Origin of the sequence: Massilia arenae (genome assembly GCF_008014745.1) — a bacterium.
GTDB lineage: Bacteria > Pseudomonadota > Gammaproteobacteria > Burkholderiales > Burkholderiaceae_D > Telluria > Telluria arenae.
Genome location: NZ_VPFD01000002.1, coordinates 193800 through 220207 on the forward strand (window position 1 = coordinate 193800; position 26408 = coordinate 220207).

Genomic DNA, 26408 nt, shown 5'->3' on the forward strand with positions numbered 1-26408 from the left:
TGATCGCTTGAAGATCCTGCTGGTGCGGGTGTCGTCCCTGGGCGACGTGCTGCACAACCTGCCGATGGTGGCCGACCTGCTGCGCCGCCATCCGGGCGCCACGGTCGACTGGGTGGTCGAAGAGGGCTACGTCAGCCTGGTGCGCCTGAACCCGAACGTGCGCAAGGTGATCCCGTGGGCGCTGCGGCGCTGGCGCAAGAGCCTGGGCAAGAAGGAAACGCGCGCCGAGATCCGCGGCTTCTTTCGCACCCTGCGCGAGGAAGAATACGACTATGTGTTCGACACCCAGGGCCTGCTCAAGACCGGCATCATCATGGGCGCCGCGCGCGTGCGCAAAGGTGGCAAGAAGGTTGGCCTGGCCAACGGCAGCGAAGGCTCGGGCTATGAAGGCATTTCGCGCATCTTCCATACCGACAGCATTCCCCTGAGTCCGCGCACCCATGCGGTGGCGCGTGGCCGGCTGGTGGCCGGCGCGGCGCTCGACTATCCGGTCGATACGGCGCCCGATTTCGGCCTGCCGGCGCCCGATGCGTCGACGCGGCCGGCCTTCCTGCCGCAGGAAGACTACGCGGTGTTCTTCCACGGTACGGCGCGCGCCGCCAAGAAGTGGGCGGACGCCAACTGGATCGCGCTCGGCAAGGCGCTCGCGCCGATGCCGGTGCTGCTGCCCTGGGGTTCCGAGGCCGAACGCGTCGATGCCGAAACGCTGGCCGCTGGCATCCCGAACGCGCGCGTGCTGCCCAGGCTGTCGATGATGGACGCCGTGACCCTGGCCCAGCATGCGCGGCTCGCGGTCGGCGTCGACACCGGCCTGACCCATATCGCCGCCGCCTTCGTGCGGCCGACGATCGAGATCTATTGCGATTCGCCGAAGTGGAAGACCGAGGGCAACTGGTCCGAGCGCATCGTCAACCTGGGCGAGCTGGGCACGCCGCCGTCCGTCGACGAGGTGGTGGCGGCCGCGCGCCGCCTGCTGGCCGCGGCATGAACCGCACGCTGTACTCCGCCCTGTGGTGGGTGGCCATGCCGGCCGTGCTGGGGCGGCTGTGGTGGCGTGGCCGCAAGGAACCGGGCTACCGCGCCCACTGGGGCGAACGCCTGGCCCTGGACGGCCCTGCGCCGGGCGACCGTCCCACCATCATGGTGCACGCCGTCTCGGTCGGCGAGACGCGCGCAGCCGAACCGGTGGTCGACGCGCTGCTGGCGGCCTATCCCGACTGCCGCATCCTGCTGACCCATATGACGCCGACCGGACGCGCCACCGGCAAATCCCTGTTCGCGCATCATGGCGAGCGCGTGGTGCAAAGCTATCTGCCGTACGACACGGGCGCGATGACGCGGCGCTTCCTGCGCCGCCATCGCCCGCGCGCCTGCATCCTGATGGAGACCGAGGTCTGGCCGAACCTGATCCACGCCTGCAAGCAGCTTGCGGTGCCGATCGTGCTGGCCAATGCCCGCCTGTCCGAAAAATCCCTCAAGCGCGGCCGCAAGGCGGGCGCCGTGATGCTGGAGGCGGCGCGCGGCTTCACCCTGGTCGCGGCCCAGACCGAGCTCGACGCCGAGCGCATCCGCTCGCTCGGCGCGCCGAACGTGGTAGTCACCGGCAGCGTCAAGTTCGATGTGACGCCGCCGCCTGCGGCGCTGGAAAAGGGCGACTGGCTGCGCAGTCGCATCCGTTCCGGCGGCCCCGAACGGCCGGTGTTCCTGTGCGCCAGCACGCGCGAGGGCGAGGAGGCGCTGATTCTCGACGCCTGGCAGCGGATGCCTGACAAGCCGTCCGGCGCGCTCTTGGCGCTCGTGCCGCGCCATCCGCAGCGCTTCGACGAGGTCGCGGAGCTGGTCGCGGCGCGCGGATTCACGCTGGCGCGGCGCTCCCGGCTCGATCTCGACCATGGCGTGGACGGCGCCGACGTGCTGCTGGGCGATTCGATGGGCGAGATGTTCGCCTATTACGCGGCCTGCGATTGCGCCTATATCGGCGGCAGCCTGCTACCGCTGGGCGGCCAGAACCTGATCGAAGCCTGCGCGCTGGGCAAGCCGGTGCTGGTGGGCGAGCACACCTTCAACTTCCTCGACGCCACCAATGAGGCGGTGGGCGACGGCGCCGCGCTGCGGGTGCCTGACGCCGAGGCCCTGGTGGCGGCGGCCGTGCGCCTGCTGGGCGACGTCGCGGCGCGCGTGGCGATGGGGGAAAAGGCGCTGGCCTTCGCCCGCCGCCACCGCGGGGCGACCCTGCGCACTGTTGAACTCGTGCAACGGCATATCCGGTAGGTTTTGTTACCATTCAAAACTGCACGGTACAAAACAAAAGGGGATGCGCCATGTTGTCGTTGAATCGCCCGAGACCAGTCGGTAATGGAAAGCCCGTGGCTGTATTGGTCCAGGAACACGCGGCAGAGGCGCTGGAGGCCATCATGACCGCAGCACCGACCGAAGTCCCGGCGCCGCCGCGCGCCGACGTCGCGCTCCCTCTGGATGCGCTGCACTTTTTCGTGCGCTATACGCTGCGCGAGTACACCAGTTTCATGTGGCAGCATGGCGGCTTCCTGATCCGCCGCCGGCGCGTGCGCTGGCCGGCCAGCCTGCTGCTGCGCCTGAAAAGCACCTTCAGCGCGGCCCTGAACTTCGTCCTGCTCGGACGCGGGCGGCGCACCTATGAATTCACCATCGACGAACACGGCATCGTGCGCACCAGCGGCGGCGTGACCCTGATCGACTGGGACGACGTGGCCGCCGTGCGCACTTATTCGCGCGGTTTCATGATGGTGCTCAAGCGCGGCACCTTGCCGATTCCCTTCCGTTGCCTGTCCGAGGGCCAGGTTGCCACCATGCGCGAGCTGGCGGCGGCGCGGCACGAGTTGGCGCTGCGCTGATTGGTGCTGGTGGTTGGCGAGCAGACTTAGGTTCCCGCCTCCGCGGGAACGACGTTTCAAGCGTGAGGGTGCTGGGGAACAGCCGTAGTCCGCTACCGCTCCACGTCGTTCCCGCAGAGGCGGGAACCTAAGTTATGCGCGTACCACTGGCATCACCCCCGTCACTCCTCGAACAACACCGGCATCTCGTGCGAGCGGCGGCGCAACGCCAGGCGCGCGCCGTCGTAATCCGGATACACCTCGCCCACCGTGGCCCAGAACGCCGGGCTGTGGTTCATCTCGCGCAGGTGGGCCAGTTCGTGCGCCACCACGTAGTCGATCAGCGCCAGCGGATAGTGGATCAGGCGCCAGTTGAGGCGAATGCTGCCGCCCACCGTGCACGAGCCCCAGCGCGAGCCGGCCGACGACAGCGTGAAGCTGCTGTAGGCCACGCCCAGCTGCGGCGCGAAATGGTCCAGGCGCTCGCGGAACAGGCGCTTGGCCTCGGCCTGGAACCAGAGCTTTACTCTTTCCTTGAGCTGCCATTCGGACAGCCCCGGCACCATGCCGATCCATAATTCATTGCTGGCGGCGTCGAACTGGCAGTGGCTGCGCGCCGCTTCTTGGAGGCGCAGCACGATCTCGCCGCCCAGGTAGGGCAGGCGCGCGCCAACCTTCCATTCGACCGGCTGGCGCTGCTGGCGCTGGTCGCGCCGTTCTCCCCGTTCGAGCAGCTTGGCGACGATCCAGCGCTGCTTGGCGCGCAGCGCGTTGTCGATCTCTTCGAGCGTCACGCGGCGCGGCGCCGTCACGCGCAGGCCGTCGTCGTCGATCGTGAAGCCGATCGAGCGCCGCATTGATCGGCGCAGGGCGTACTCGATGGTGTGGTGGCCGAGATTGATGCGTTTCAGGGGAGGGTCTTGCGGGCCGACGGGCGGCGAGGGAAGCTTGATGCGGGGCGGCGCCGGCGGCGCCTTGAACAGCGGCTGCGCGGGCGAGAGAGGCCTGTCGGAAGGCCTCAGCGCCGCGAAGAATTCTTGCGCGAACAACTCCAACTGGTGGCCGTCGACCTTCGCCGAGGCCATGGTCTGTGGCCTCGACTCACGAATCTGGGCGCTGACGTCGCTCAACCACCTTTGTAGGCGTGGGGCGAAATGACGCGCATTTCGGATTCTATCCAATTTTCTACCTCTGCCATCAGGCTGTCGGGGGTATGGCCTTCGGGCGAGATCGGCTTGCCGATCGAGACCGTGATCAATCCGGGCCGTTTGATGAATGAATTCTTGGGCCAGCACTCGCCCGAATTATGCGCGATCGGCACCACCACCGCTTGGGTTTCCACAGCCAGGCGTGTGCCGCCGCTTTTGTACTTGCCCTTCTGGCCGACCGGGATGCGGGTGCCTTCGGGGAACATGATGATCCACTGGCCGTCGGCCAGGCGGCGCTTCCCGTGGCGCACGACGGAGCCGAAGGCATTCTTGCCCTGCTTGCGGTCGATCGGGATCATGCGCAGCAAGCCCATGGCCCAGCCGAAGAAGGGGATGTACAGGATTTCCTTCTTGAAGACGTAGACCAGCGGCCGCGTGAGATTGGGCAGCAGGAAAATCGTTTCCCATGCCGACTGGTGCTTCGAGAGCACGATGGCCGGCGCGTCGGGCAGGTTGTCGTAGCCCTTGAATTCGTAGCGGATGCCGCAGATGACGCGCGCGCACCAGATGATGAAGACGTTCCAGCGCGAGGTGAACCAGAAACGCTTGTTGTACGACAGCGGCGCCGCCAGGAAGCAGAGGCAGGCCCAGATGACGGTGGCGACGATCATGACGACCGTGAACAGCAGGGAACGCAGGAACAAACTGAAGTTACGCAAAGGGGCTCCGGACAAATCGATCTGGTTCTGGATAGTGCAGGACTACTTTTTTATGACGGCTTTTTTATGATTATGCAGCTTGTGGGCCGCTTGCACCAGTAGCCCCCGGCTTGAGGAATGCAGCGACCATCGATGCCAGGTCCGGGAACACCTGGGTGCCGGGCGGCAGGCCGCCGGTGGCCTGGGTCTTCTCGCCTTTCCCGGTCAGCACCAGGTAGGGCGTGCAGCCGCGGTTGAAGCCTGCCTGCAGGTCGCGCAGCGAGTCGCCCACGGTAGGCACGCCCTTGAGATTGACCTTGAAACGCTTGCCTATCTCTTCGAACATGCCCGACTTGGGCTTGCGGCAATCGCAGCCATCGATCGCCGCGTGCGGGCAGAAGAAGATGGCGTCGATGTCGGCGCCCACCAGCTGGGCCGCCGCATGCAGCTTGGCGTGGATGGCGTTCAGGGTCGCGATGTCGAACAGGCCGCGCGCGATGCCCGACTGGTTGGTCGCGATCACGACCCGGTAGCCCGCCTGGTTCAGGCGGGCGATCGCCTCGAGCGAGCCGGGGATCGGGGTCCACTCCGCCGGCGACTTGATGAAGTCCGGCGAATCGTGGTTGATCACGCCATCGCGGTCGAGGATGATGAGCTTCATCGTCCGTTCTTCCTTGGCTCGCTCGTGGCCCATCTTATGCCGCCAGCTTCGAGATGTCGGCCACGCGGTTCATCATGCCGTGCAAGACCGCCAGCAGGGCCAGGCGGTTGTTGCGCAGCTTGACGTCGTCGGCCATCACCATCACGTCGTTGAAGAAGGCGTCGACCTGGTCGCGCAGCTGGGCCAGGGTCTTGAGCGTGCCGCTGAAGTCGCCCGCGGCGAAGGCCGCATCGACGTCGGGCTGCACGCGGGTGACGGCGGCCGCCAGGTCCTTCTCGGCCTGGTCCTGCAGCAGACCAGGGTCGACCGCGGCATCCTTCGGCATCGCTTCCTCGTTCTTCTTGAGGATGTTGGTGATGCGCTTGTTGGCGGCGGCCAGCGAGGCTGCCTCGGGCAGCGCCGCGAAGGCCTGCACCGCTTCCAGGCGTTGCACCACGTCGTCGACGCGGTCCGGATTCTGGGCCAGCACCGCCTCGACCTCGTTCGGCGAGAAGCCACGCTCGCGCAGCATGCTGCGCAGGCGGTCGAGCATGAAGGCGGTCACTTCGACGCGCGGATCGCGCAGCGAGTCAAAGCGCGCCGGTTCGTCGGCGAAGGTGGTCATCGCGTCGGCCAGCATGTCGGCGATCGACAGCGGCAGGCGCTTCTCGACCAGCATGCGCACGATGCCCAGCGCGTGGCGGCGCAGCGCGAACGGATCCTTCTCGCCGGTCGGCTGCAGGCCGATGGCCCAGATGCCGACCAGGGTTTCCAGCTTGTCGGCCAGGGCCACTGCCAGGCCGGTATTGGTGGCTGGCAGGGCGTCGCCGGCGAAGCGCGGCTGGTAGTGTTCGGACGCCGCGCGCGCGACCTCGTCATGCTCGCCATCGTGGCGCGCGTAATACGTGCCCATGATGCCTTGCAGCTCGGGGAACTCGCCGACCATGTCGGTCAGCAGGTCGGCCTTGGACAGGCGCGCGCCGCGCTCGGCAAGCGCCGCGTCGAAGCCCAGGCGGGTGGCGATATAGGTCGCCAGCTTGGTGACGCGCTCGCTGCGCTCGGCCTGCGAACCCAGCTTGTTGTGGTAGACCACGTTGGCCAGTTGCGGCAGGCGCGACTCCAGCGTTTTTTTCTTGTCCTGCTCGAAGAAGAACTTGGCGTCCGACAGGCGCGGACGCACCACGCGCTCGTTGCCGCCAACGATGGACTCGGGCGCGTCGGTCGCGATATTCGACACGATCAGGAAGCGCGAACGCAGCTTGCCTTCGTTATCGGTCAGCGCGAAGTATTTCTGGTTGGTCTGCATGGTCAGGATCAGGCATTCCTGCGGCACGGCCAGGAATTCTTCCTCGAAGCGGCATTCATAGACTACCGGCCATTCGACCAGGGCCGCCACTTCGTCCAGCAGCGATTCGGGCATCAGCACCTGGTCGGCGCCGGCTTTCTCGAGCAGCTGGGTGCGGATGCTTTCCTTGCGCGCTGCGGCCGACGACAAGACCTTGCCTTCGTTCTCCAGCACTTGCGCGTAGTCGTTCGCGTGCCCGATCGTGATCGGACCGCCATGCGACAGGAAGCGGTGGCCCATTGTGGTGCGGCCGGCGGCCAGGCCCAGCAGGGACAGCGGCAGCACCTGGTCGCCATGCAGCGCGATCAAAAGGTGCACCGGACGGACGAACTGCACGGTGTCGCCGCTCGGACGCTGGTAGCTCATGACCTTCGGGATCGGCAGCTTGGCCACCGTCTCGGCCAGCACGTCCTGCAGGGCGCCGGCCAAGGCGCTGCCGGCGGCCGTATAGGTGTAGAAGAAGCTTTCGGCCTTGCCGTCCTGGGCGCGTTCGAGCTGGTCGACGGAGAGGTCGGGGAAGCCCAGCGCGGCCAGTTTCTTGGCCAGCGGTGCGCTCGGATTGCCTTCCTTATCGAGGGCCACGGAGACAGGCAGCACCTTCTCGCGGATCGATTTGTCGGGCGAGGTGTCGCGCACGTTCGTGATCGTGACGGCCAGGCGGCGCGGGGTGGCGTGGGTGGTGACGCTGCTATCGGCTTCCAGGAAGTCGCGGGCCTTCAGGCCATTCGAGATGCCGGCGGCAAAGGCCGCGCCCAGCTTGACGAGCGCCTTCGGCGGCAGTTCTTCGGTCTGCAGTTCGACGAGGAGTGTTTGGTTCATGGTCTGTTCTGTTCTTTACGCTGCAGCTGGTTCGGTCTTCGGTGCCATCGGGAAGCCCAGCTTCTCGCGCGAATCGTAATAGGCTTGCGCCACCAGGCGCGACAGGGTGCGCACGCGGCCGATATAGGCGGCACGTTCGGTCACCGAGATCGCGCCGCGCGCGTCCAGCAGGTTGAAGCTGTGCGAGGCCTTCATGATCTGCTCGTAGGCCGGCAGGGTCAGTTGCAGCTCGACCAGGCGCTTGGCTTCGGATTCGTGGTTATTGAAAGCCTGGAACAGGATGTCGGTGTTCGAATGCTCGAAGTTGTAGGTCGACTGTTCGACTTCGTTCTGGTGGAAGACGTCGCCGTAGGAGAGCTTTTTCTTCTCGCCGTTCTCTTCCCACTCGGTCCACACCAGGTCGTAGACATTCTCGACGCCCTGCAGGTACATGGCCAGGCGCTCGATGCCATAGGTGATCTCGCCCAGCACCGGCTTGCAATCGAGGCCGCCGACTTGCTGGAAATAGGTGAACTGGGTGACTTCCATGCCGTTCAGCCAGACTTCCCAGCCGAGGCCCCAGGCGCCCAGGGTCGGGCTTTCCCAGTCGTCCTCGACGAAGCGCACGTCATTCTTCTTCAGGTCCAGTCCCAGCGCCTCGAGCGAACCGAGGTAGAGATCGAGGATGTTCTCGGGCGCGGGCTTCAGGGCGACCTGGAATTGGTAGTAGTGCTGCAGGCGGTTCGGATTCTCGCCATAGCGGCCATCCTTCGGGCGGCGCGACGGCTGCACATAGGCGGCGCGCCACGGCTCGGGGCCGATCGCACGCAGGAAGGTGCCGGTGTGGAAGGTGCCCGCGCCGACTTCCATGTCGTAGGGCTGGAGCAGTGCGCAGCCCTGCTTGTCCCAGTAGGACTGCAGGGTGAGGATGATTTGTTGGAATGTGAGCATCTCGAATGGGACGGGGCTAGTGGGCCGCGAACACGGTATGTTTGCTAAATGACTAATTCTACTGAATTTTTGCGCCCCTCTGGGGGGCGATTTCAACTCAGCTATTCGATTGGGCGTTGTTACGACGATAGCGGCGGCCGGCAAACCACGCGCCGAGCAGCATCACGCCTCCCAGCATCAGGAAGGCCGCGCTGCCGAGCCGGATGAACGGCGTCATGCCGCTCGCGCCGCGCACGGTCGCGCTCAGGACGCCGTCGGTATAGAACGGCAGCACTTGCGTGATATTGCCGCGGTGGTCGATCACGGCGGTGGCGCCGTCGTTGGTCGAACGCAGCATCGGACGGCCCGTCTCCAGGGTGCGCATGCGCGAGATCTGCAGGTGCTGCGGGATGGCCACCGACTGGCCGTACCACGACAGGTTCGACACGTTCAGCAGCAAGGTCGCCGGATGCTGCGCATTGCGCAGCTGGTAGGCGATTTCTTCGCCGAACACGTCTTCGTAGCAGATATTCGGCAGCACCCACTGGTCTTTCACCGCGAACGGGGCCTGCAGCGCGGCGCCGCGGGTGGCGTCGCTCAGCGGGATGTTCATCATGTCGGTGAACCAGCGGAAGCCCGGCGGGATGAATTCGCCGAACGGCACCAGGTGCGCCTTGTCGTAGCGATATGGCCTCGGTTCGGGGCTCATCGCGATCAGGCTGTTGCCGTATTTTTCCGGACCGTCGAACAACGGCAGGCCGATCGCCAGCGTGCTGCCGGTGGTCGTGGCGAAACGCTGCAGGCCGTCCAGGTAGCCGTCCGGCAGATTGTGCGGGAAGACGGGCAGGGCGGTTTCAGGCGTGGCGATCAGGTCGGCCGGGGCCGCCGTGATCATGGCCTGGTAGCGCGTCACGATGCTGGTCAGGAATTCCATATCGAATTTCCTGTCTTGCGGGATATTGCCTTGCAGCAAGCGCACGGTGATCGGCTGGCCCGTTTCCTGGGTCCATTCGACCGTGCGCAAGCCGGCGCCCACCAGCAACAAGCCCGCCAGCAGGCCGATCGCCGGCCAGCGTGCGCGCTGGGTCAGCATCGCGATGCAGCCGGCGCCAACGCCGGCCAGGATGCCGAGGCCGTAGACGCCGATCAGCGGCGCGAAGCCGGCCAGCGGCGCCAGGTCGTGGGCATAGCCCGACGAGGCCCAGGGGAAGCCCGTAAACACCCAGCCGCGCAGCCATTCGGACACGCCCCACAGCGTGGGCAGCACCAGCAGCAGGAAGGCGGCCACCGGCAGCGACCAGCGCTTGCGCAGCCAGGTCGCGACGCCGGCAGTGAAAGCGGCGAACAGGCCCATGTACAGGCCGAGCAGGATGATCGCCACCACCGCCAGCAGCACCGGCAGGTGGGCGAAGCGGGTCATGAGGACGGACAGCCAGTGCATGCCGGCGACCGACCAGCCGAAGCCGAAGGCCCAGCCGATCAGGGTCGCGCGCTTGACCGAACTCTTCAACCCGACCTGGTAGAACAGCCAGGCCAGGGACAGGAATTGCAGCGGCCACCAGCCGAAGGGCTGGAACGACAGGATGGAAGAACCGCCGGCCAGCGCGGCGATGAGCAGCAGCAGCGCGGATGGCTTGTCGCCGCGCAGCGCGGCGCGTTGGGCCAATTCGGGCGCCGCCGTCGTGGTCTGGGTCCAGCGGCGCAGCATCAGTCGCGGTCGTCTTCAGGCGATGGCAACTGTTCGACCAGCAGGACGTGGATCTGGCGTGCGTCGGCGCGCAGAATTTCGAAGCGCAGGCCGTGCAGGTCGACCACTTCGCCCTTGTGAGGCATGTGGCCCAGGTGGCTCGCGATCAGGCCGCCGATGGTATCGACTTCGTCGTCCGGCAGCTCGGTGCCGAGTTCCTCGTTGAACTGCTCGATCTCGGTCAGCGCCTTGACGCGCCAGCGCGGGCCGTGCTGGCCTTCGCGGATCGAGATGATGTTGTCTTCTTCTTCATCGAAATCGTATTCGTCCTCGATGTCGCCGACGATCTGCTCGAGCACGTCCTCGATCGTGATCAGGCCGGCCACGCCGGAATACTCGTCGACCACGATCGCCATGTGATTGTGATTGGCGCGGAAGTCGCGCAGCAGCACGTTCAGGCGTTTCGATTCGGGAATGAAGACCGCCGGGCGCAGTTTGGTGCGCACGTCGAAAGATTCTTCAGCGTAATAACGCAGCAAATCCTTGGCCAGCAGGATGCCGACCACCTTGTCACGCTCGCCTTCGATGGCGGGGAAGCGCGAGTGGGCGGTTTCGAGCACATTGGGCATCCATTCCTCGATCGGTTTCGTGATGTCGATCACGTCCATTTGGGAACGGGGAACCATGATGTCGCGCGCCGACAGGTCGGAAACCTGGAACACGCCCTCGATCATCGACAGCGCATCGGCGTCGAGGAGGTTGCGTTCGTGGGCATCGTGCAGCACTTCGAGGAGCTCTGCGCGATTTTCGGGCTCGGGGGAGATGAAGGCGGTCAGCCGTTCAAGCAGTGACCTGTGGGGTTTGGCGTCCGGTCGGACGTCACTGGGATACTCGGGCATAGTTGGCGGGAAGCCGTTGTTGCAATGGGGTGTAGGATACACCAATTAGGGGTGCGACCAGTATTTACACGAGTGCGCACCCGTCCGCTTACCTCAATCCGCGTACGGATCCGGGAAGCCCAGCACCTCCATGATGTCGCGCTCGAACTGCTCCATTTCTTCGGCGTCATCCTCGTTTTCGTGGTCCCAGCCCTGGGCGTGCAGCACGCCGTGCACGACCAGGTGGGCCGTGTGCTCCTCGACCGTCTTGCCTTGTTCCTCGGCCTCGCGCTGCAGCACGTCGGTGCACAGCACGATGTCGGCCTGGGTCGGGTCGTCCTCGCCCAGTTCCTCTTCTTCGTTATAGGCGAAGGTGAGGACGTTGGTGGCGTAGTCCTTGCCGCGGTAGGCCTTGTTCAGGGCCTGGCCTTCCTCGGCATTGACGAAGCGGATGGTCAGCTCGGCCGGGCCGAGCAGGGATTCCTCGACCCAGCGCTGCAGCTTGGCTTCGGTGATCTCGCCTTCCAGGCGGGTATCGGCGAACTGGACTTCCAGCTCAAGGGGATGTTTTTTTTCTTGCATGTTTCACCGGGGTCGGTTTGGGGAGGGCGCCCAGTTCCTGGACGGACATATCCTTGTCATACGCGTCGATAATGCGTGCCACCAGCGGGTGACGCACCACGTCGGCGCTCGAAAACTGGGTGAAGGCGATGCCGCGCACGTCCTTCAGCACGTGCATGGCGTCGACCAGGCCGCTGCGCTGGGTCTTGTGCAGGTCGACCTGGGTCACGTCGCCGGTGATGACGGCCTTGCTGCCGAAGCCGATCCGGGTCAGGAACATCTTCATCTGCTCGACGGTCGTGTTCTGGGCTTCGTCCAGGATCACGAAGGCGTGGTTCAGGGTGCGGCCGCGCATATAGGCCAGCGGCGCGATCTCGATCACCTGCTTTTCGAACAGTTTCTGGGTGCGGTCGAAGCCCAGCAGGTCATACAGCGCGTCGTACAGCGGACGCAGGTAAGGATCGACCTTCTGCGCCAGGTCGCCCGGCAGGAAGCCCAGGCGCTCGCCGGCCTCGACGGCCGGGCGGGTCAGGATGATGCGCTTGACGGCGTCGCGCTCGAGGGCGTCGACGGCGCAGGCCACGGCCAGGTAGGTCTTGCCGGTGCCGGCGGGGCCGATGCCGAAGCTGATGTCGTGGTTCAGCACCGCGTTCAGGTACTGGATCTGGTGCGGCGTGCGGCCGCGCAGGTCGCTGCGGCGGGTCTTGAGGATCGGGCTCTCGAGGCTTTCCGGTACGGCGTCGGCTTCGGCTTGCTCAGGGGCGTCGGCCTTGCCAGCCGGGGCGGCATCGGGATCGCCGGCGCGCGGCTTCAGTCCGGCGCGCTGCTCGACCAGGGCCAGTTGCACCTCCTCGATCGGCACGACCTTGTTGGCGACCGCATAGAAGCGTTCCAGCAATTCGACGGCGCGCCCGGCATTGGCGCCGCTAACGATGAATTTCTCGCCGCGGCGGAATACCGTGACGTCGAGCGCGGCCGAGATCTGGCGCAGGTTTTCGTCGAGCGGGCCGCACAGGTGGGCGAGCCGCGTATTGTCGAGCGGTTCGGGAATGAAGTACGAGGGCAGGGTTGGCTGTGTTTTCAACTGGCTTTGGCTATCGTATCGAGGTTGGCGACGAGTTCGCCGCGCAAATAGTAATCGTGGCTGGCGACGATGCGCACGTCGGCCAGCTGGCCGATCAGCGAGGCATTCGTCTCGTCCAGCGGGAACAGAACCACGCGGTTGTTCTCGGCGCGGCCCTGCAATTGGGTGGCATCCTTCTTGGCGACGCCTTCGACCAGCACCCGCTGCACGGTGCCGACCATGGCGGCGCTGTGCTTGCGGGTGTTCAGGTCGATCAGGGCTTGCAGGCGCTGCAGGCGCGCCAGCTTGACCTCGTGCGGGGTATCGTCTTCGAGGTTGGCGGCCGGCGTGCCGGGGCGCTTGCTGAAGATAAAGCTGAAGCTATTGTCGAAGTTCACGTCCTCGACCAGCTTCATCATGGCCTCGAAATCGGCCTCGGTCTCGCCCGGGAAACCGACGATGAAGTCGGACGAGAAGGTCATGTCCGGGCGCACCGCGCGCAGGCGGCGGATGATCGATTTGTATTCGAGGCCGGTATAGCCGCGCTTCATGGCGTTGAGCACGCGGTCGGAGCCGTGCTGCACCGGCAGGTACAGGTGGCTGACCAGTTGCGGGATGCGCGCATAGGCGTCGATCAGGCGCTGGCTGAATTCCTTTGGGTGGCTGGTGACGAAGCGCAGGCGTTCGATGCCGGGAATCTCGGCGATGTATTCGAGCAGCAGCGCGAAGTCGGCCGTCTCTCCGCTTTCCATGGCGCCGCGGAAGGCATTGACGTTCTGGCCCAGCAGCATGATTTCCTTCACCCCCTGGGCCGCGAGGCCGGCGACTTCGGTCAGCACGTCCTCGAAACGGCGCGAGACTTCCTCGCCGCGCGTGTAGGGCACGACGCAGTAGCTGCAATATTTGCTGCAGCCTTCCATGATCGACACATACGCGATGGGGCCTTCGACCTTAGCCGGAGGCAAGAAGTCAAATTTCTCGATTTCGGGGAAACTGATGTCGACTTGCGCCTTGCCCGACTGGCGCCGGTCCTGGATCAGCTGGGGCAGGCGGTGCAGGGTCTGCGGGCCAAACACCACGTCGACGTAGGGTGCGCGCTTGACGATGGCGTCGCCTTCTTGCGACGCGACGCAGCCGCCGACGCCGATGACCAGCTCCGGCTTCTTACGTTTGAGTTCCTTGATACGGCCCAAGTCGGAGAACACTTTTTCTTGCGATTTTTCGCGGATCGAGCAGGTATTAAACAGGATCACATCCGCGTCTTCCGGCGTGTCGGTGCGCACCAGTCCATCCGAGGCGCCAAGGACGTCGACCATCTTGTCCGAGTCGTACTCGTTCATCTGGCAGCCGAAGGTTTTAATGAATACTTTTTTTTGCATGGAATTGCTAGTTGGGGGCGAGCGCGGCATCGACAAGGTATGGGCGAGGCCAGTTTACCGTACTTTGGTAATGACCCTGTTTGGCCACGGATGTGGCCATTTTAGTGCCGCGCGGAATGGTTAATTTCTTTACCTAAAGTAATTGTATTTATACTCAGATTGTTAAATGTCCGCTAGCGAACATACTTTATTATTCATGACACATAGCCTAGCTGTCATGAAGTGTTTCCCTATGTAAATCAATGACTTCTGAGTGGATTCCGATTTACAAAATTTATCCAAGAAATCTCTTGCGTGCGCCACAATTGAGCCCCATGTGCTGAAATGCAAACGTGACAAGCTTTCCACACGATAGCTTGATTTCCGACAAGGAGTCACATGCGCCGGTTCGTCATCGCACTAGCGTACGCGGCAGATAATTTGTTTGAAAGACAAGTGCGTATGTGGAAAGAAACATGGAGCACTGTGGGCCGGAATTCTTAAGGGAATGTTCAGATTAGGGCTGTTTAATCCCTGAACAAGTTCCGGGAACTTATGTTGACGAAATGTAGTCTTTAACAAAAGTTCGTAAGGGAACTATTTTAACCAAACTCGTGAGGTAATTATCATGGCACAACAACATCACGCTCTATCTTCGCAGGAAAGTTACAACCCGAACCATCTGTTGGACATCCTGCTCGGCAAGATGCAGCTGAAAAACGACGCCGCCCTGTCGCGCATGCTGGAAGTGGCGCCGCCGGTCATCAGCAAGATCCGCCACCACCGCCTGCCGGTCGGCGCCTCGCTGCTGATCCGCATGCACGAAGTGACCGGGATGAGCATCCGCGACCTGCGCGACCTGATGGGCGACCGCCGCACCAAGTACCGCCTGTCGGATGCCCAGGGTCGTCCGAAGCCAGAAGAGAAAGCTGCACAGGCCGCAGCCGCTGCCGCCCAGCAGCAACCCCAGCCACAAGGCCAGGGCGCGCAGACCAACGAAGCGTCGAATAAGACCTCCGGCAACTATGCGCACTGATGCCGTGGGCATGACAGCCGCATCTGTCATGCCTTCGGTATTGGCGGGCTGCGGCGCCGCCACGCTGGCCTTCCGGCCGCGGCGCCGCACTACGCACTAGTTTTCTATCGATTCATCGTGCACCGTCCTGCGGCCTAGGCCATCAGGATGGCTGTCATTTCCTCGTACTGCAGTTCCGTCTCGCGGAACACGTGCAGCCATGTTTCCTCAGACAAACCGAGCGCCGTCCAGGCCACGCTGGACACGGCAGGCACCAGCTCGTCCGCGTCGCCGGCCAGATCGAGCGCATGCGCCACCGCATTGGCCACATGGACGATGGTGGCCAGGAAGCCGGCTCCCGGCGTTTCCGGCGCATGATAAAAGGCGATCGCCTGTTGCATCGTGCCTGAGAACTGCCAGTGCTCGGCCAGCGCCGCGCCGGCCAGCAGGTGGTCGACGCCCAGCATCGCCCGTTCGGTGTCGAGCAGGTCGCCATCGAGGCGCTTGCGTTCGCGCAGCACGGCATCGTACTGCTCGGGATAGCGCGTCACCAGCACCAGGCGGCCGATGCCGTGCAGCAGGCCGGCCGTGAACGCCACGTCCTGGTTGAAGCGCATATGGCGCGCCAGCACCCGCGCGCAGGCGGCGGTGGCGATCGACAGGCGCCAGAAACCCTTGTCGTCGAAGCTGGGGCAGCGTCCGCTCGGGAAGCAGCCCGTCATGGCGGCCGCCATGATCAGGTTGCGCGTGGCCTGGAAGCCCAGATAGGTCATGGCTTGCTGGATCGTGGTGGCCTTGACCTGCAACCCGAAGGCCGACGAATTGGCCAGGCGCAGCGTCTTCGCCGTCAGCGCCTGGTCGGCCGATACTTTGCGGGCCAGCACCGAGATGTCGACGTCTTCCTGGTCGATGCTGCCGAGCAGCTCCATCACGACGGCGGGCAGCGAGGGCAGGTCTTCCAGGCCCTGGACCAGCTGTTCGGAGGTGATCGCCGATGTGGTCGTCATGGCGCCACCTGCCGTTCCAGGCGGTAATCCTCGACGTAGAGGCGCAGCAGCTTGCCGGCCCAGTCGTTGTCGCCCTCGAGATCGTGCTTGCGGAACAGGTGGTCGAGCCGGGCGACGACCGCCGCCTCGTCCGGCGCGCGGTGCGCTTCGACGCGGGCCACCGGCACCGCCTCGATATGGTGACGCTGCAGCGAGGCGATGGTCGCCTCGCTGAGGACGGCGCCCTTGGCCAGCAATACCAGGCCCTGATTGTCCAGCAGCTCGTCCGAGAGCACCATGCCCGGCGTTGCCTGGGTCACGGGGACCATCGCGTGGTCATCGCTCATATTACCTCCATTCAATTCAGCGCCGATGTTATCACCGGCGCGGCTGAATATCTGTAAGCATCGGTCATCGTTTGTCTGTCCCACCTGCCATATGCGTCAAGACGCGCGCACCGATTGCCCGCCCCACGTTACCATGATCCCATGACCAGCCAACGCTACATTGCTCTGCTGCGCGGCGTAAATGTCGGCCGCGCCAAACGAATCGCCATGGCCGACCTGCGCAAGCTGGTCGAAAGCCTGGGCTATACCGGCGTGCGCAGCCTGCTCAATAGCGGCAATGTGATCTTCGACGCCGACGTGCCCTCCAGCCAGGCGGCGCAGGCGCTCGAGGAAGCGATGGTGCTGCGCCTTGGCGTGGCGGCGCGCGTGTTCGTGCTCGAGCACCAGGAGCTGGCCGACATCATCGACGACAATCCCTTGCTGGACCTGGCCGACGATCATGCGCGCCTGTTCGCCTTCCTGCTGGCGGGCGAGCCGCAGCGCGAGGTGGCGGCCTGCCTGTGCGGCCAGGACTGGCAGCCCGAGGCGCTGGCGATCGGCCGCCGCGCCGCCTATGTCTGGTGTCCTGAAGGTGTGCTCGACAGTGCCGCCGCGGCGGCCCTTGGCAAACAGTTGGGCGACGGCACGACCTCGCGCAACTGGCGCACAATCACCAAACTGCACGGCTTGTGCAGCCATCAGGCCGGGTGCTGACCCGGCGTTGTCGGCCGCCTACTTGAACTTGTCGCTGCTGTCGCGGCCCGCGCGGTAGCCGATGAGGATCAGGCCGACCAGCATCATCGCGAACACGTCCGGCTCGGGCAGCTCGGACAGGTGGGATGGCGGAGTGACGATGTGCGTGTGGCCCGTGACGGCCAGGTCGTGCACCGCCTGCGGGGCCGGAGCGGCGCCGACGCCACTGCCGGGAGCAAGATCGATAACGGCGGCTTGGGCTGCGTTGCCGAGGAAGAGCGCAAGCGCCGCCGTCAAAGCAAGTCTGTTCATAGCCATTCCTCTTTACAAGCTAAATGCCACCGAGCTTTGGACAAGTTGGAACTTCATCCGCGGTCGCCGTCTTGCTACATCAGCATAGCAAATCCGTAGCCACGTTGCGCGCATTTGAATCCATGAGTTGTAGAAAGAAGTCATGTTTTTGCTGAAAGATGCGAGCATCTTGCGTTCACTCAAGGCAAAAGTTGACTGTGGTAAATAAACAGCGCTCAGCAGTAAATATAATGCGGGATTGGGCAGAGTGATAATGCGAATTTCGCAAGAAATCGTCAATTGATTGGCACATTCATCATTATTGCTGTCACTCGAATAATTAAAAACGTTATCAGCTTTTTCATCATCATCAAATTCCGCATTTTTTTATCCTTGAGGTATTCACCGCGGTTTTTTTTGAATGTATAGTCTCCTTATCCCCTTGCCCTCGGGCATCACAGCAACGTCCCAACCAACACGTCTGAAACCTTCGGCCCTGGCCGACGCCGCGTTCGCCGCCTTCCGCGATACGGCAACAGCAGCCCCACTTTTTGCACGACGCACCTTTCGACGAGTAACCAGATGCCCAACTTCGCCCGACTTCAGATTGCATTCAAGAACGTTTACGTCCGCATCCTGTCCGCTATCCTGCTGGGCATGCTGGTGGCGCTGGCGATCTTCAAGTCCGATGTGCCGCAAGACCCAAGCCCGGTGCTCCACTCGCAGAACATTGCCGAGATCACGTCGCTGGCCGAGCAGAAGGCGCGCCTGGATTACCTGTTGATCGCGCATCCGCTGTCGGAGGCGCCGCGCTACATCTATAAATTCAAGGACGCGGCGAGCCTGCACGTGGTGAAGGTGCCGAGCACCTCGCACCTGTCGCTCGAGCGCGAAGTGCTGCTCAAGAACGCGATTCCGTATTCGATCGCCAAGGACGATTTCCTGGCCAGCCACAAGGCGGTGATGGACGAGGGTGTGGGCATGCTCGAACAGACCGGCGACTTCCTCAAGCGCAATGCTTTCCCGATCATCCTGGTGCTGATGGTCCTGTATGTGATGAAGTTCGGCATCCCTGGCATGGGGACGAGCGCATCGATGATCACCCCGGACAAGCTCAAGGGCAGCCTGGACGACCTGATCGGCATGGACGACATCAAGCAGGAAGTGCTGCACCTGGAAGACATGATCCGCAACCGTGCGGAATACCAGTCGCACAATATCGACAAGCCGTTCAATGTGATGCTGACCGGGCCTGCGGGTACCGGCAAGACCAAGCTGGTGGGCTACCTGGCCAAGCGCCTCGACATGCCGATGATCTCGGCCTCGGGTTCGGCGCTGGAGTCGGGCTATGTCGGCGGCGGTTCGAAGGCCCTGAACGCCCTGTACCGCAAGGCTTGCGCCAAGGGCAAGTGCATCATCTTCCTGGATGAAGCGCAAAGCCTGTTCATGCCGCGCGGCCGCAGCGAAAAGAAATGGGAAGACGACACCGCCAACACCATGCTCGGCCTGCTGGATGGCGTGAAGAGCGACAAGGGACAGGGCGTGATCTGGATCGTCGCCTCGAACTTCGACGACAACACGACGGAAATGGACGAAGCGATGCTGCGCCGCTTCTCGGTGAAGATCAACTTCCGCCTGCCGAACAAGGCCGAGCGCCGCGAACTGCTGCGCAGCTTCCTGGGACGCAAGAAGGATGGCCTGGTCGATTGGGAAGACCTGAACCTGGACCAGGTGGCCGAGATCACCCAGAACCTGAGCCCGGCGCTGCTGGAAACCGTGGTCGAGCGCGCCAGCATGCTGTCGATCCAGGAAAAGACGATCATCAACACCAACCTGATGTTCCGCGCCTATGAACGCGCCACCATCGGCCTGACCGACCGCGCGACGACGGCCGAGAAGCACAAGCAGCGCGAGCGCATCGCCCTGCACGAGCTGGGTCACTTCTTCATGCAGATCGATCCGCACCTGCGTGCCGGTCTCAGCCTGGCCGAAGTGAAGGAAAAGTCACACCTGCTCAAGATCAGTACCGAAGCGGTGTCGAAGATCGGCGCGCTGGGGTATGTGCTGCAGTCGGGCGAAGACATGTCGCTGCGCACCCTGGAAGAGCTGGAGCGTGACGTGGTCGGCCTGTACGGCGGCGTGGCGGCGGAAGAGATGTTTTATGGCGCGCGCGGTATTTCGGTCGGCAGCCAGAACGATATCGAGAAGATCACCAAGATGCTGAACCTGATGGTGAGCCGCCTGTCGATGTATTCGCGCTCTAAGATCGATTACAGCCAGCTGGGGCAGGAAGCCAGCGGCGAGCACACCGTGCGCCTGGTGGAAGAGAAGGCGGATGCGCTGTATAGCTACACGCTCGATTCGATCCGCGATTACAAGCTGGTGATGGAGTCGCTCAAGGATACGTTGCTGGAGCAGTATGTGTTGTCGAAGGATGAGGTGTTTGCGTTGTTGGAAGAACGCAGTGAGTTGTTGATGCCGCAGTTGCATGGGCATCGGGCGGCCAAGCTGACTTTGTGCGAGGAAGAAGTGGCTGCTTGATCAGCACGTTCGTTTTCATGAAACCCGTCCTGCGCAAGCCGGACGGGTTTTTGTTTGTAAAGGGGGAATGTGTGGTGAGCTGATCATGCTGGTGCAATATAGTCGGGATGGTGGTCGGATGCGGACGCGTCGACTGCGGATAGCAAAACCGAATCGTGTCCGCCGTAGATCTTCCTGAAGCGCAGATAGCCGGCGCCTGCAAGCCAGGCGATGGATGACTCCCAAGGCTCGCGTCCAGTGGTGGACATGCGCGGAATGGCTTTCGTTTTCCTGTATTCATCGACAGCTCGCCGCTGTTCCGGGCTCAATCGGTCCGAGGCGACCTTGTAATCGGACTTGCCCGCAAGCGTAGGTAGCCTGACCTTTGCCTCATCCAGCTCACGTCTTCGCTGCCAGCCCTGCAATTCCTTGTGGGCCTTGTCCTCACTGTCGGGATTGCCCGGTCTCAGCTTGAACCAGGCCCGCGAATCGTGAACGTAATTGTCGAAGAAAGTCACGACGCAGGGAGCTACTGAAAGTTCGCCTTTCCACCACGTGGCGATTTCGAGCCATTCCGATTCATGGTCGTTGTTGAAGCCTCGATGCTGTGCCCTGAATAGCGTGTGCGCGCCTTTTTCGCGTCTCCATTCAGTGAATTTCTCGATCTCATCTTCGAATTCCAGGGCGGCGCTGTACAAATCGTTCTTGTCGAAATTGGACGCCTTGGAAAAGCTTTCGCTGGACTGCAGCGGATGTGCGCTGCTGACGCGGCGCCAGAGGCGCCATTCGATGCATTTCCGCGCCTGCTCACGCATGATCAGGTGCAGTGGGCCTGTCTTGACCTCGCATGTGGCGATATACGCGTTGAAATCTGCAATGGCTTTCTTGGTCAGCGCAAATCTCGATTTGGCCGATGTGCTGGCGAGTTCGAGCTTCAGCGGTACGCCGCCTACTCGCGCGGTCCTGTACATCATCAAGAGTGGAATTCTCGACAGCATGTCGTCCCCGTTTGGATCGGTACCCCGGCCCTGTTCGGTTGGACAATAACCGCAGCCTATGTCGGAGTGTGCTCCCGGCAGCACGATCTCCTCATGACGTGATGAAAGGTTTCCGCCTACCGAGATCGAATCGACCGGGAAGCTGCGTCTGATTTCATGGGCTGCGACCAGATGAAGGCATGGGATATTTGCTGGAACACGCAGGCTGTCCTCACTGTCCGCCCACGCGCCGTGGCCGGTTGAACCACCCAGGGTATTTCCCACTCCAATCGCCGCAACGGTATCGAACAGACCCAAGAAATCGAACTGGACTGGGAATCCACCAAGCGACATGCCGCCGGATTTTCCACTAAGCTGGGCATCGAGCTCGCACAAGGACTGCAGCCAGTTGGTGAAGGCGCGCGCTTGCGTCGCACCGCGTGAAAATCCGAAGATCGAGATGTAGATTGTCTTGACCACTGCTGGGCTGATCTTCGGCGGTCGTCCGGTATGGCAATCCGGCCAGTGCTGGGCTATGGCTTTATGCAGACGACCCAGGATGCGCTCGAATACTGCCCGGGCCATGCGATCGGCTGGTACTCCTTTCTTGCCAAAGCTGGACGTCATCGGCGGCAACTTGCCCGTCATGTTCCTGCGCGTGCTCTTATTCAGGGTTATGTCCCGGAACATGGCGTCCATCTCTGGTGACTGTACCAAGGGGACTTTCAGGAAGTAGCGATGGACGTTATTGATAGCTTGCACGAGTGACCATAGAATTCGTCGTTCACCCATGCGACCTGCGGCAGCGCCAAACGGCTCGTCCAGCCAGTCGGCTTTATCGCCGACTTCCTTGAATGGAGAAGAGACACCGGGGGCGTAGACTTTAAAAAAATTCGTATATTGGCTCGCGTCCGTTACCCAGTCGGTCGTTTTTGGGAGTACGCCAGGAACGCTTAATCCAGGATAGCAATCATATAGCCGAGCCACGTTGGAGTGATTCCTTGCGGTTTCAGCCTGTACATAATTGTTCTTGGTGCCATCGAAAAAGAATCCGAAAAACAGGTTCGTTGTACAGGAATCTTTAGGTTGACCTTTTTTAGAATTCTCTCTATTTTCGTGGGCCTTGATCGTTTCGATCTCTTCTTGGCCGAAGAATTTTTCTTTCAGCGAGACATTGGTAAAATTCACGTTGACGGACGGCGACAGCTGAGTATTCATGGCTTGGCCTCCATGATACTTTGCAGGTCTCGTTTGCTTGACTCCAACGCTTCAGCGTAGCGCATCTTGCGCTCAGCTATATAGAGTGGATCATCAGGACCACTAAACCCGCTTAGCCGATAAGGGGAATGTGACTTGGTTGACTCCCAATCCTGTCTTGTTTGGGTTAGCGGGGAGGTTTCCAACTCCTCCAATGCTTCAGTGAAAATTTTCACTTCGTGGGCGGTTAGCTTTCGATGCAGTTCCCATCGCTCACGTCTATACTCGATGGATGGCACCGGCCACCCTTTGATCGCTCCCGGCCAATTGGGGTGATCAGGCTGATAATCGCTCGAGACCACTTCTACCTTGCCATCGGCTTTACGCAGCACCCATATCTCTCCCGGCTTGCCGTCGACATATTGGGGAACTTCAGCCTCGACAACTTCCTTTATCTCCGGGATGGTGCCTTCAGACTGCTTTTCTAAATAGTGTGTCGTGTGAATTTTCAACTTCAGCCCAGGGTGCCATTTGCGTGGCAACACGGCGCAACAGGTGATTCCGCTGGCACCATATGGATCGATCAAACCACTGCCGCCGCTGATCATTTCCGGATTCTCCGGATCCCTGAGATAGAAGCTGAACGTCTCGTCGGTATGATTCACACCGTGCAGACTCACGCCAACAGTCTCTTCCTCACGCGCCAAGACATAGACAGCCGTCGAAATGAGTACCAGTACGACCAGGAATACTTTGTTACCACTCATGGCATCACCGCTCCTTTCAAGCTCGATCGACTTGCGTCGCTTGCCAATTGGCAAAATTGTCTGCGGCAGTCGTTGGCGTTTCGATTTGTCCCTCCCGCCACAGGAACTCGCACCAGTCCAGCAGCGCCGGTTCTTTTAATCGCGCTTTTTCCGCCACCTGCAGCGCCAGCGTCAGCACTTCATATCCCTGCCATGCCGGGATGAACGGCCCCGGATGACGCCGCATGAACAGCGCCTGCATCTCGTCGATAAGACTGTCTTCCACTAGCATCGCGAACTGCCGCGCATCCAGCACAGGAAAAGCTGCGACCTCTGCATCGGCACCGTCGAGCCGAATCTCCTGCCAGGCACCGCTGCGAGCGACACAAGCCCAACTCGTCGCAGGACCGAGAAGCTGCGCGCGCTGACCTGGATCCAGCGCCTGGACGATTGCCGGAATCCGCCGTGTATCGGCAAAGCGCAAATGAAACCGCTGCCCATCCGCTTCGACGACTGTCCATGCCGTTATCCTCGCAGCGAGCTGTCCCAGATCCTCGTGCGTCCGGATCACGCTGACCATGGGCCAGCCGCTGCAGCGCTGCAGTATGCGTCGGGCAGATGCATCCTCCGGATCGAATGGCATCAGGAACGACGACAGATCCAGCGCCTCTTCGCTGCAGCCCGGCAGCGAGGCGAACAGCATGATTTTCCGGTCTGGATGGATGCTCCGATGCAGCCCGGGAACGAAAGCACCGTCGATCAACAAATGCAGCCGCTGTCCAGCAGCGAGGTCTCGCGTACGGGCGCACAACTCGTCCATCCAACTATCCACAAACGGTGCGATCAGCATGTCACTCCACCATGGTGAACACCGGCCCTGCGGCCAGCGATTTCCTGAGGCATTCGAGGCAGATACTGCGTGGCAGGGCCGGCATCGGATATCCCAATTTCTCCGGTCCGGAAAGACTCTTCTTTCCCGCTTTGACCACCAACTTTCCTGGACACTGCACGACGATGTTTCCACCGTCGATCGTGATGTTGGCGCCGCCGGCGACGCTCAAGGAGATGCTCTTTGCCGCAGCCCATTCGATATGGGCGTTGGCGCTGACCACGTCGACGTCGTCCCGTGCCTGGACCGTCACGCCGTCGAACTGTGCCTGGACATCGATGCCATCCCGCGCCGTGATCAGTTGCAGGCCGGGCTGGCCAGCCTCCTGCTTTGCCGCACCGCCGAGCATGCCGATCGCCTGGCCTGAATGCACCCGCATCCGGGCGCCGCTGACGTATTGCGCGTCGTCGCCCCCAATGAGTAAACAGGTCTCGCCATTGGTGAGCTGCAGGCTTTGCCCGGCGTTGACGCCGAGCCCCTCCTTGGCGACGAACGCGATCAACGGATCGGCCATATGCGGCAGCCTTCCCGATCCGGCGCTGACGAAGCCCTGCTGGTCGACCTTGCCCGAGAGTGCAGCGTGCAAGGCGCGCAAGGGTGGCGCTTCGTCATCGAGCACACTGGCATCGGATTTGGCCGCACCGGTATGCGCTGCCAGTCCCACCGTCTCATGAGCAGCCGCGGCGCCGTGCAGGTTACCGACCAGTTTCAGGACCTGTTCCAGCAAGCCAATGCCGGCATCATTGGCGCCAGCAGGGGCGCGTGCGGTCGCACCATGGACAATCGGGTAGCTCGATACCAGCAGCCCTGCACCTGCCCGCACCGCCCCATAGGCATCGGTACGAAGCTCCGCCCCAAGCCCGCGAAAACTGCCGCGATAGTTGTCGGTAGAGTGGACCAGATGCCCAAGATTGAGTTCGCTCGCGGCATGACTGCACTTGAGCTGCACCCGGCCCTGTGCATCGGTGTCATCGAACAGCAGCTGGTTGTAGCCGCTGCCACCGAATTCCTTGCTGCGGATGCCCCATTGCGCCGCGCCGTTGCGGTGACCGGCGCTGTCGGCCGAAGCCCCATGCCATACAGGACTGTTGCCGCCAGCGAGATTGCCCTGCCCGGATCGTGCGTGGTCATGCGCCCGCTCGAACGGAGACGTCGACTTGTTCGCGGTGTGCTGTCCACCGGGCGTCGGAGCGATGCCGCCTTCACCTTTCCCGTTGTATAGCGCGCCAATGATGATCGGGCGATCGATATCATTTTCAAGAAACTGGACGAGCACCTCTTGCCCGATACGCGGCAAGAACTGACATCCCATGCCGCTTCCAGCCGATCTTTGCGCCACGCGCACCCAACAGCTCGCATTGCCTTGATCCTGCCAGTGAAACCGGATCCGCACACGCCCGAGACGATCGCAATACAGCTCATCCGCACCATTGGGACGATCGCTGCCGTCCGCGCCAACGACAATCGCGCTTTGCGACCCGTGTGCCGTCGGTTTGGTGTAATTGCGCCCGGCGCTGACAGCCAGTCGCGGGCGCCACGGCAGTTCTACAGGAATGGCTTCAAAGCAGTTGGCATAACCAGTCCGGCGCGCCTGCTCGATCGCCAGGCCAAATTCTTCCGACACCTCACGCATCACTTCTCCCAGCAGCTCTGGGATGGGACCGAACAGCTCGGCCAGTGCGTGCTGGGCCGCTGGCGGCAAATTGTTGACCCCGACGCTCCTGACGCGCAATATGGTGAACGCCGCGCTGCCACCGGATTGCCGCAGCGGCATGCCGCTGACTTTCAGGCGCGTTCCGGCACGCAGCGTGCGCACCGTGGAACGGCCTTGCCAATGCTGTCCGCGCGCTTCGGCTTCCTGCATCTGCAGGTCGGCATAGCGCCGCGCCTGATCGCCATTGGCATAGGCGTACTGCCCCGGTACGTCGTACGTCTCTAACTCTGGGAGTTTATTGTTGCGCACGAAGGATGGAGAGTTGGCGCTGACGCTGCGTTTCGATTTGTAATCCGGGCTCAGCAAGGTGGTAAGCGATGCATGCAGGCGTCGCTGGGACACCAACGCTTGCACGGAGTCGGCCTGCTCGACCGAGCTGGCGCCGTGAAAGCGGATGCCGTCACCGGATGCGCTGCTCGCATCTTCCGGCACGGCGCTGGCCTGGGTGCTGTCCGCAAACAGCACCAGCCCGTGTCCGGCATCGTCCTGCTCGACGCGCCAGCCCAAACCTTCTTCGGCCAGTAAGCGACGGACGAAGTCGAGATCGGTTTCCCGGTACTGGCAGCAATAGCTGCGCGAATGAGTCCCCGTCATGAAGGCACTGGTCTCGTCGCTCCAACGCCAGCGTGCCAGCGGCAAATATGCGGAAAATACCGCATCGACGATATCGATCACGCGCTTGTCCTGCCATACGCGGCAGTTGCGGACATGCCCTAGGCGCCATAGCCAAGGCGAGATCCGAATCCGGTAGCGTGCCAGGCCGCCATCGCTGCCTAACTGCGCAACCTCGCTGATCTCGCCGGACAGGGGAGACCGTGTGCCGTCCGCCAGGCTAAGTTCGAGCTTGGCCGCTTGCCCCAGCAAGGCCTGGGGCTGGACGAATGCGCTCGGAGAAAGTGCGATTAACTCGCAACCGCCTACGTCCTGTAACCCATCTTCAGCGTAGAAAGCCTCGGCCAGAAAATCGCACCGTGCCCCACGACTGTCTCCAATAGACAGATTCATCAATCTGGATGTGCCTGAATACTCAGCCAATGCGGTCTTGATCTGCTCCGTCAATGCGGTGGCCATGTCGAGATGTGCTCCAGATAAACTT

At 62.5% G+C, this 26408-nt stretch carries 23 protein-coding genes; 6 read left to right on the forward strand and 17 right to left on the reverse strand.

Going from position 1 to position 26408, the window contains the following annotated elements; all coding sequences use genetic code 11:
- Positions 1 to 7 precede the first annotated feature (7 nt).
- The 3 genes from waaC (at position 8) to FVD38_RS02300 (ending at position 2873) form a co-directional block, all read left to right on the forward strand.
- The gene (waaC, locus tag FVD38_RS02290) at positions 8 to 988 is read left to right on the forward strand and encodes a lipopolysaccharide heptosyltransferase I (protein WP_147933347.1); all 981 of its coding nucleotides are present in this window, start codon (positions 8 to 10) and stop codon (positions 986 to 988) included.
- Positions 985 to 2271, forward strand: coding sequence for a lipid IV(A) 3-deoxy-D-manno-octulosonic acid transferase (gene waaA, locus FVD38_RS02295; RefSeq protein WP_147933348.1), 1287 nt, complete (start codon positions 985 to 987; stop codon positions 2269 to 2271). The genes waaC and waaA overlap by 4 nt, the downstream gene beginning before the upstream one ends.
- A gap of 95 nt (positions 2272 to 2366) precedes the next feature.
- A complete protein-coding gene (locus tag FVD38_RS02300; protein WP_229493351.1) occupies positions 2367 to 2873 on the forward strand; it encodes a YcxB family protein in 507 nt (168 codons plus the stop codon).
- Between the two features lie 161 nt (positions 2874 to 3034).
- Here FVD38_RS02300 and FVD38_RS02305 read toward each other — a convergent pair whose 3' ends face one another.
- The 10 genes from FVD38_RS02305 to miaB all read right to left on the reverse strand — a co-directional run bounded on the left by FVD38_RS02305 (position 3035) and on the right by miaB (position 13979).
- Positions 3035 to 3937: a M48 family metallopeptidase gene (locus FVD38_RS02305; RefSeq protein ID WP_147933350.1), complete on the reverse strand. Its 903-nt coding sequence runs from the start codon at positions 3935 to 3937 to the stop codon at positions 3035 to 3037.
- Between the two features lie 41 nt (positions 3938 to 3978).
- Positions 3979 to 4719, reverse strand: coding sequence for a lysophospholipid acyltransferase family protein (locus FVD38_RS02310; RefSeq protein ID WP_147933351.1), 741 nt, complete (start codon positions 4717 to 4719; stop codon positions 3979 to 3981).
- A 70-nt stretch (positions 4720 to 4789) separates the two neighbouring features.
- Positions 4790 to 5359: a D-glycero-beta-D-manno-heptose 1,7-bisphosphate 7-phosphatase gene (gene gmhB, locus FVD38_RS02315; RefSeq protein ID WP_123072065.1), complete on the reverse strand. Its 570-nt coding sequence runs from the start codon at positions 5357 to 5359 to the stop codon at positions 4790 to 4792.
- 34 nt (positions 5360 to 5393) lie between these two features.
- The gene (gene glyS / locus FVD38_RS02320) at positions 5394 to 7502 is read right to left on the reverse strand and encodes a glycine--tRNA ligase subunit beta (protein WP_147933352.1); all 2109 of its coding nucleotides are present in this window, start codon (positions 7500 to 7502) and stop codon (positions 5394 to 5396) included.
- A gap of 15 nt (positions 7503 to 7517) precedes the next feature.
- The gene (gene glyQ / locus FVD38_RS02325) at positions 7518 to 8432 is read right to left on the reverse strand and encodes a glycine--tRNA ligase subunit alpha (RefSeq protein ID WP_147933353.1); all 915 of its coding nucleotides are present in this window, start codon (positions 8430 to 8432) and stop codon (positions 7518 to 7520) included.
- Positions 8433 to 8529: 97 nt separating this feature from the next.
- Positions 8530 to 10119, reverse strand: a complete 1590-nt coding sequence (lnt, locus tag FVD38_RS02330; RefSeq protein WP_147933354.1) for an apolipoprotein N-acyltransferase — start codon at positions 10117 to 10119, stop codon at positions 8530 to 8532.
- Entirely contained in the window at positions 10119 to 10997 is an 879-nt protein-coding gene (locus tag FVD38_RS02335) for a CorC family transporter (RefSeq protein WP_147933355.1), read from the reverse strand. Before FVD38_RS02335 ends, lnt begins: the two co-directional genes overlap by 1 nt.
- A 93-nt stretch (positions 10998 to 11090) precedes the next feature.
- Positions 11091 to 11558, reverse strand: a complete 468-nt coding sequence (gene ybeY, locus FVD38_RS02340; protein WP_123072041.1) for an rRNA maturation RNase YbeY — start codon at positions 11556 to 11558, stop codon at positions 11091 to 11093.
- On the reverse strand, positions 11533 to 12621 hold the full coding sequence (locus FVD38_RS02345; protein ID WP_147933356.1) for a PhoH family protein: 1089 nt from the start codon (positions 12619 to 12621) through the stop codon (positions 11533 to 11535). Before FVD38_RS02345 ends, ybeY begins: the two co-directional genes overlap by 26 nt.
- Positions 12618 to 13979 carry a tRNA (N6-isopentenyl adenosine(37)-C2)-methylthiotransferase MiaB gene (gene miaB / locus FVD38_RS02350; protein WP_123072043.1) on the reverse strand — a complete coding sequence of 454 codons (1362 nt, stop codon included), beginning with the start codon at positions 13977 to 13979 and terminating at the stop codon, positions 12618 to 12620. Before miaB ends, FVD38_RS02345 begins: the two co-directional genes overlap by 4 nt.
- Positions 13980 to 14586: 607 nt before the next feature.
- On the opposite strand from miaB, the gene FVD38_RS02355 reads away from it, so the two are divergent.
- Entirely contained in the window at positions 14587 to 14994 is a 408-nt protein-coding gene (locus tag FVD38_RS02355) for a hypothetical protein (RefSeq protein WP_147933357.1), read from the forward strand.
- Positions 14995 to 15128: 134 nt separating this feature from the next.
- Here FVD38_RS02355 and FVD38_RS02360 read toward each other — a convergent pair whose 3' ends face one another.
- Positions 15129 to 15980 carry an HDOD domain-containing protein gene (locus FVD38_RS02360; protein WP_147933358.1) on the reverse strand — a complete coding sequence of 284 codons (852 nt, stop codon included), beginning with the start codon at positions 15978 to 15980 and terminating at the stop codon, positions 15129 to 15131.
- A complete protein-coding gene (locus FVD38_RS02365; protein ID WP_147933359.1) occupies positions 15977 to 16306 on the reverse strand; it encodes a hypothetical protein in 330 nt (109 codons plus the stop codon). The genes FVD38_RS02360 and FVD38_RS02365 overlap by 4 nt, the downstream gene beginning before the upstream one ends.
- Before the next feature lie 141 nt (positions 16307 to 16447).
- Between FVD38_RS02365 and FVD38_RS02370 the strand changes: the two genes are divergently transcribed.
- Complete coding sequence (locus tag FVD38_RS02370) at positions 16448 to 16999, forward strand: DUF1697 domain-containing protein (RefSeq protein WP_147933360.1); 552 nt, start codon at positions 16448 to 16450, stop codon at positions 16997 to 16999.
- Positions 17000 to 17017: 18 nt separating this feature from the next.
- Here the strand turns inward: FVD38_RS02370 and FVD38_RS02375 are convergent, their stop codons facing one another.
- Complete coding sequence (locus tag FVD38_RS02375) at positions 17018 to 17290, reverse strand: hypothetical protein (protein ID WP_147933361.1); 273 nt, start codon at positions 17288 to 17290, stop codon at positions 17018 to 17020.
- A 561-nt stretch (positions 17291 to 17851) separates the two neighbouring features.
- Here FVD38_RS02375 and FVD38_RS02380 point away from each other — a divergent pair.
- Entirely contained in the window at positions 17852 to 19810 is a 1959-nt protein-coding gene (locus tag FVD38_RS02380; RefSeq protein WP_147933362.1) for an AAA family ATPase, read from the forward strand.
- Positions 19811 to 19893: 83 nt separating this feature from the next.
- Here the strand turns inward: FVD38_RS02380 and FVD38_RS02385 are convergent, their stop codons facing one another.
- Genes FVD38_RS02385 through FVD38_RS02400 form a run of 4 tightly spaced genes read right to left on the reverse strand, consistent with a single transcriptional unit; the run spans position 19894 to position 26383 of the window.
- Positions 19894 to 21984 (reverse strand): T6SS phospholipase effector Tle1-like catalytic domain-containing protein, encoded by a 2091-nt coding sequence (locus FVD38_RS02385; protein ID WP_147933363.1) that lies wholly within the window; start codon positions 21982 to 21984, stop codon positions 19894 to 19896.
- Positions 21981 to 22730 carry a DUF3304 domain-containing protein gene (locus FVD38_RS02390; protein WP_147933364.1) on the reverse strand — a complete coding sequence of 250 codons (750 nt, stop codon included), beginning with the start codon at positions 22728 to 22730 and terminating at the stop codon, positions 21981 to 21983. The genes FVD38_RS02385 and FVD38_RS02390 overlap by 4 nt, the downstream gene beginning before the upstream one ends.
- A gap of 16 nt (positions 22731 to 22746) precedes the next feature.
- Positions 22747 to 23559: a DUF4123 domain-containing protein gene (locus FVD38_RS02395; RefSeq protein ID WP_147933365.1), complete on the reverse strand. Its 813-nt coding sequence runs from the start codon at positions 23557 to 23559 to the stop codon at positions 22747 to 22749.
- Between the two features lies 1 nt (position 23560).
- Positions 23561 to 26383, reverse strand: coding sequence for a type VI secretion system Vgr family protein (locus FVD38_RS02400; RefSeq protein ID WP_147933366.1), 2823 nt, complete (start codon positions 26381 to 26383; stop codon positions 23561 to 23563).
- Between the last annotated feature and the right edge of the window lie 25 nt (positions 26384 to 26408).

Coding starts and splice junctions, on each gene's coding strand:
- waaA (WP_147933348.1), top strand. CDS start 985: ATGAACCGCACGCTGTACTCCGCCCTGTGGTGGGTGGCCATGCCGGCC.
- FVD38_RS02305 (WP_147933350.1), bottom strand. CDS start 3,937: ATGGCCTCGGCGAAGGTCGACGGCCACCAGTTGGAGTTGTTCGCGCAA.
- gmhB (WP_123072065.1), bottom strand. CDS start 5,359: ATGAAGCTCATCATCCTCGACCGCGATGGCGTGATCAACCACGATTCG.
- glyS (WP_147933352.1), bottom strand. CDS start 7,502: ATGAACCAAACACTCCTCGTCGAACTGCAGACCGAAGAACTGCCGCCG.
- glyQ (WP_147933353.1), bottom strand. CDS start 8,432: ATGCTCACATTCCAACAAATCATCCTCACCCTGCAGTCCTACTGGGAC.
- lnt (WP_147933354.1), bottom strand. CDS start 10,119: ATGCTGCGCCGCTGGACCCAGACCACGACGGCGGCGCCCGAATTGGCC.
- FVD38_RS02335 (WP_147933355.1), bottom strand. CDS start 10,997: ATGCCCGAGTATCCCAGTGACGTCCGACCGGACGCCAAACCCCACAGG.
- ybeY (WP_123072041.1), bottom strand. CDS start 11,558: ATGCAAGAAAAAAAACATCCCCTTGAGCTGGAAGTCCAGTTCGCCGAT.
- miaB (WP_123072043.1), bottom strand. CDS start 13,979: ATGCAAAAAAAAGTATTCATTAAAACCTTCGGCTGCCAGATGAACGAG.
- FVD38_RS02355 (WP_147933357.1), top strand. CDS start 14,587: ATGGCACAACAACATCACGCTCTATCTTCGCAGGAAAGTTACAACCCG.
- FVD38_RS02360 (WP_147933358.1), bottom strand. CDS start 15,980: ATGACGACCACATCGGCGATCACCTCCGAACAGCTGGTCCAGGGCCTG.
- FVD38_RS02365 (WP_147933359.1), bottom strand. CDS start 16,306: ATGAGCGATGACCACGCGATGGTCCCCGTGACCCAGGCAACGCCGGGC.
- FVD38_RS02370 (WP_147933360.1), top strand. CDS start 16,448: ATGACCAGCCAACGCTACATTGCTCTGCTGCGCGGCGTAAATGTCGGC.
- FVD38_RS02375 (WP_147933361.1), bottom strand. CDS start 17,290: ATGAACAGACTTGCTTTGACGGCGGCGCTTGCGCTCTTCCTCGGCAAC.
- FVD38_RS02380 (WP_147933362.1), top strand. CDS start 17,852: ATGCCCAACTTCGCCCGACTTCAGATTGCATTCAAGAACGTTTACGTC.
- FVD38_RS02385 (WP_147933363.1), bottom strand. CDS start 21,984: ATGAATACTCAGCTGTCGCCGTCCGTCAACGTGAATTTTACCAATGTC.
- FVD38_RS02390 (WP_147933364.1), bottom strand. CDS start 22,730: ATGAGTGGTAACAAAGTATTCCTGGTCGTACTGGTACTCATTTCGACG.
- FVD38_RS02395 (WP_147933365.1), bottom strand. CDS start 23,559: ATGCTGATCGCACCGTTTGTGGATAGTTGGATGGACGAGTTGTGCGCC.
- FVD38_RS02400 (WP_147933366.1), bottom strand. CDS start 26,383: ATGGCCACCGCATTGACGGAGCAGATCAAGACCGCATTGGCTGAGTAT.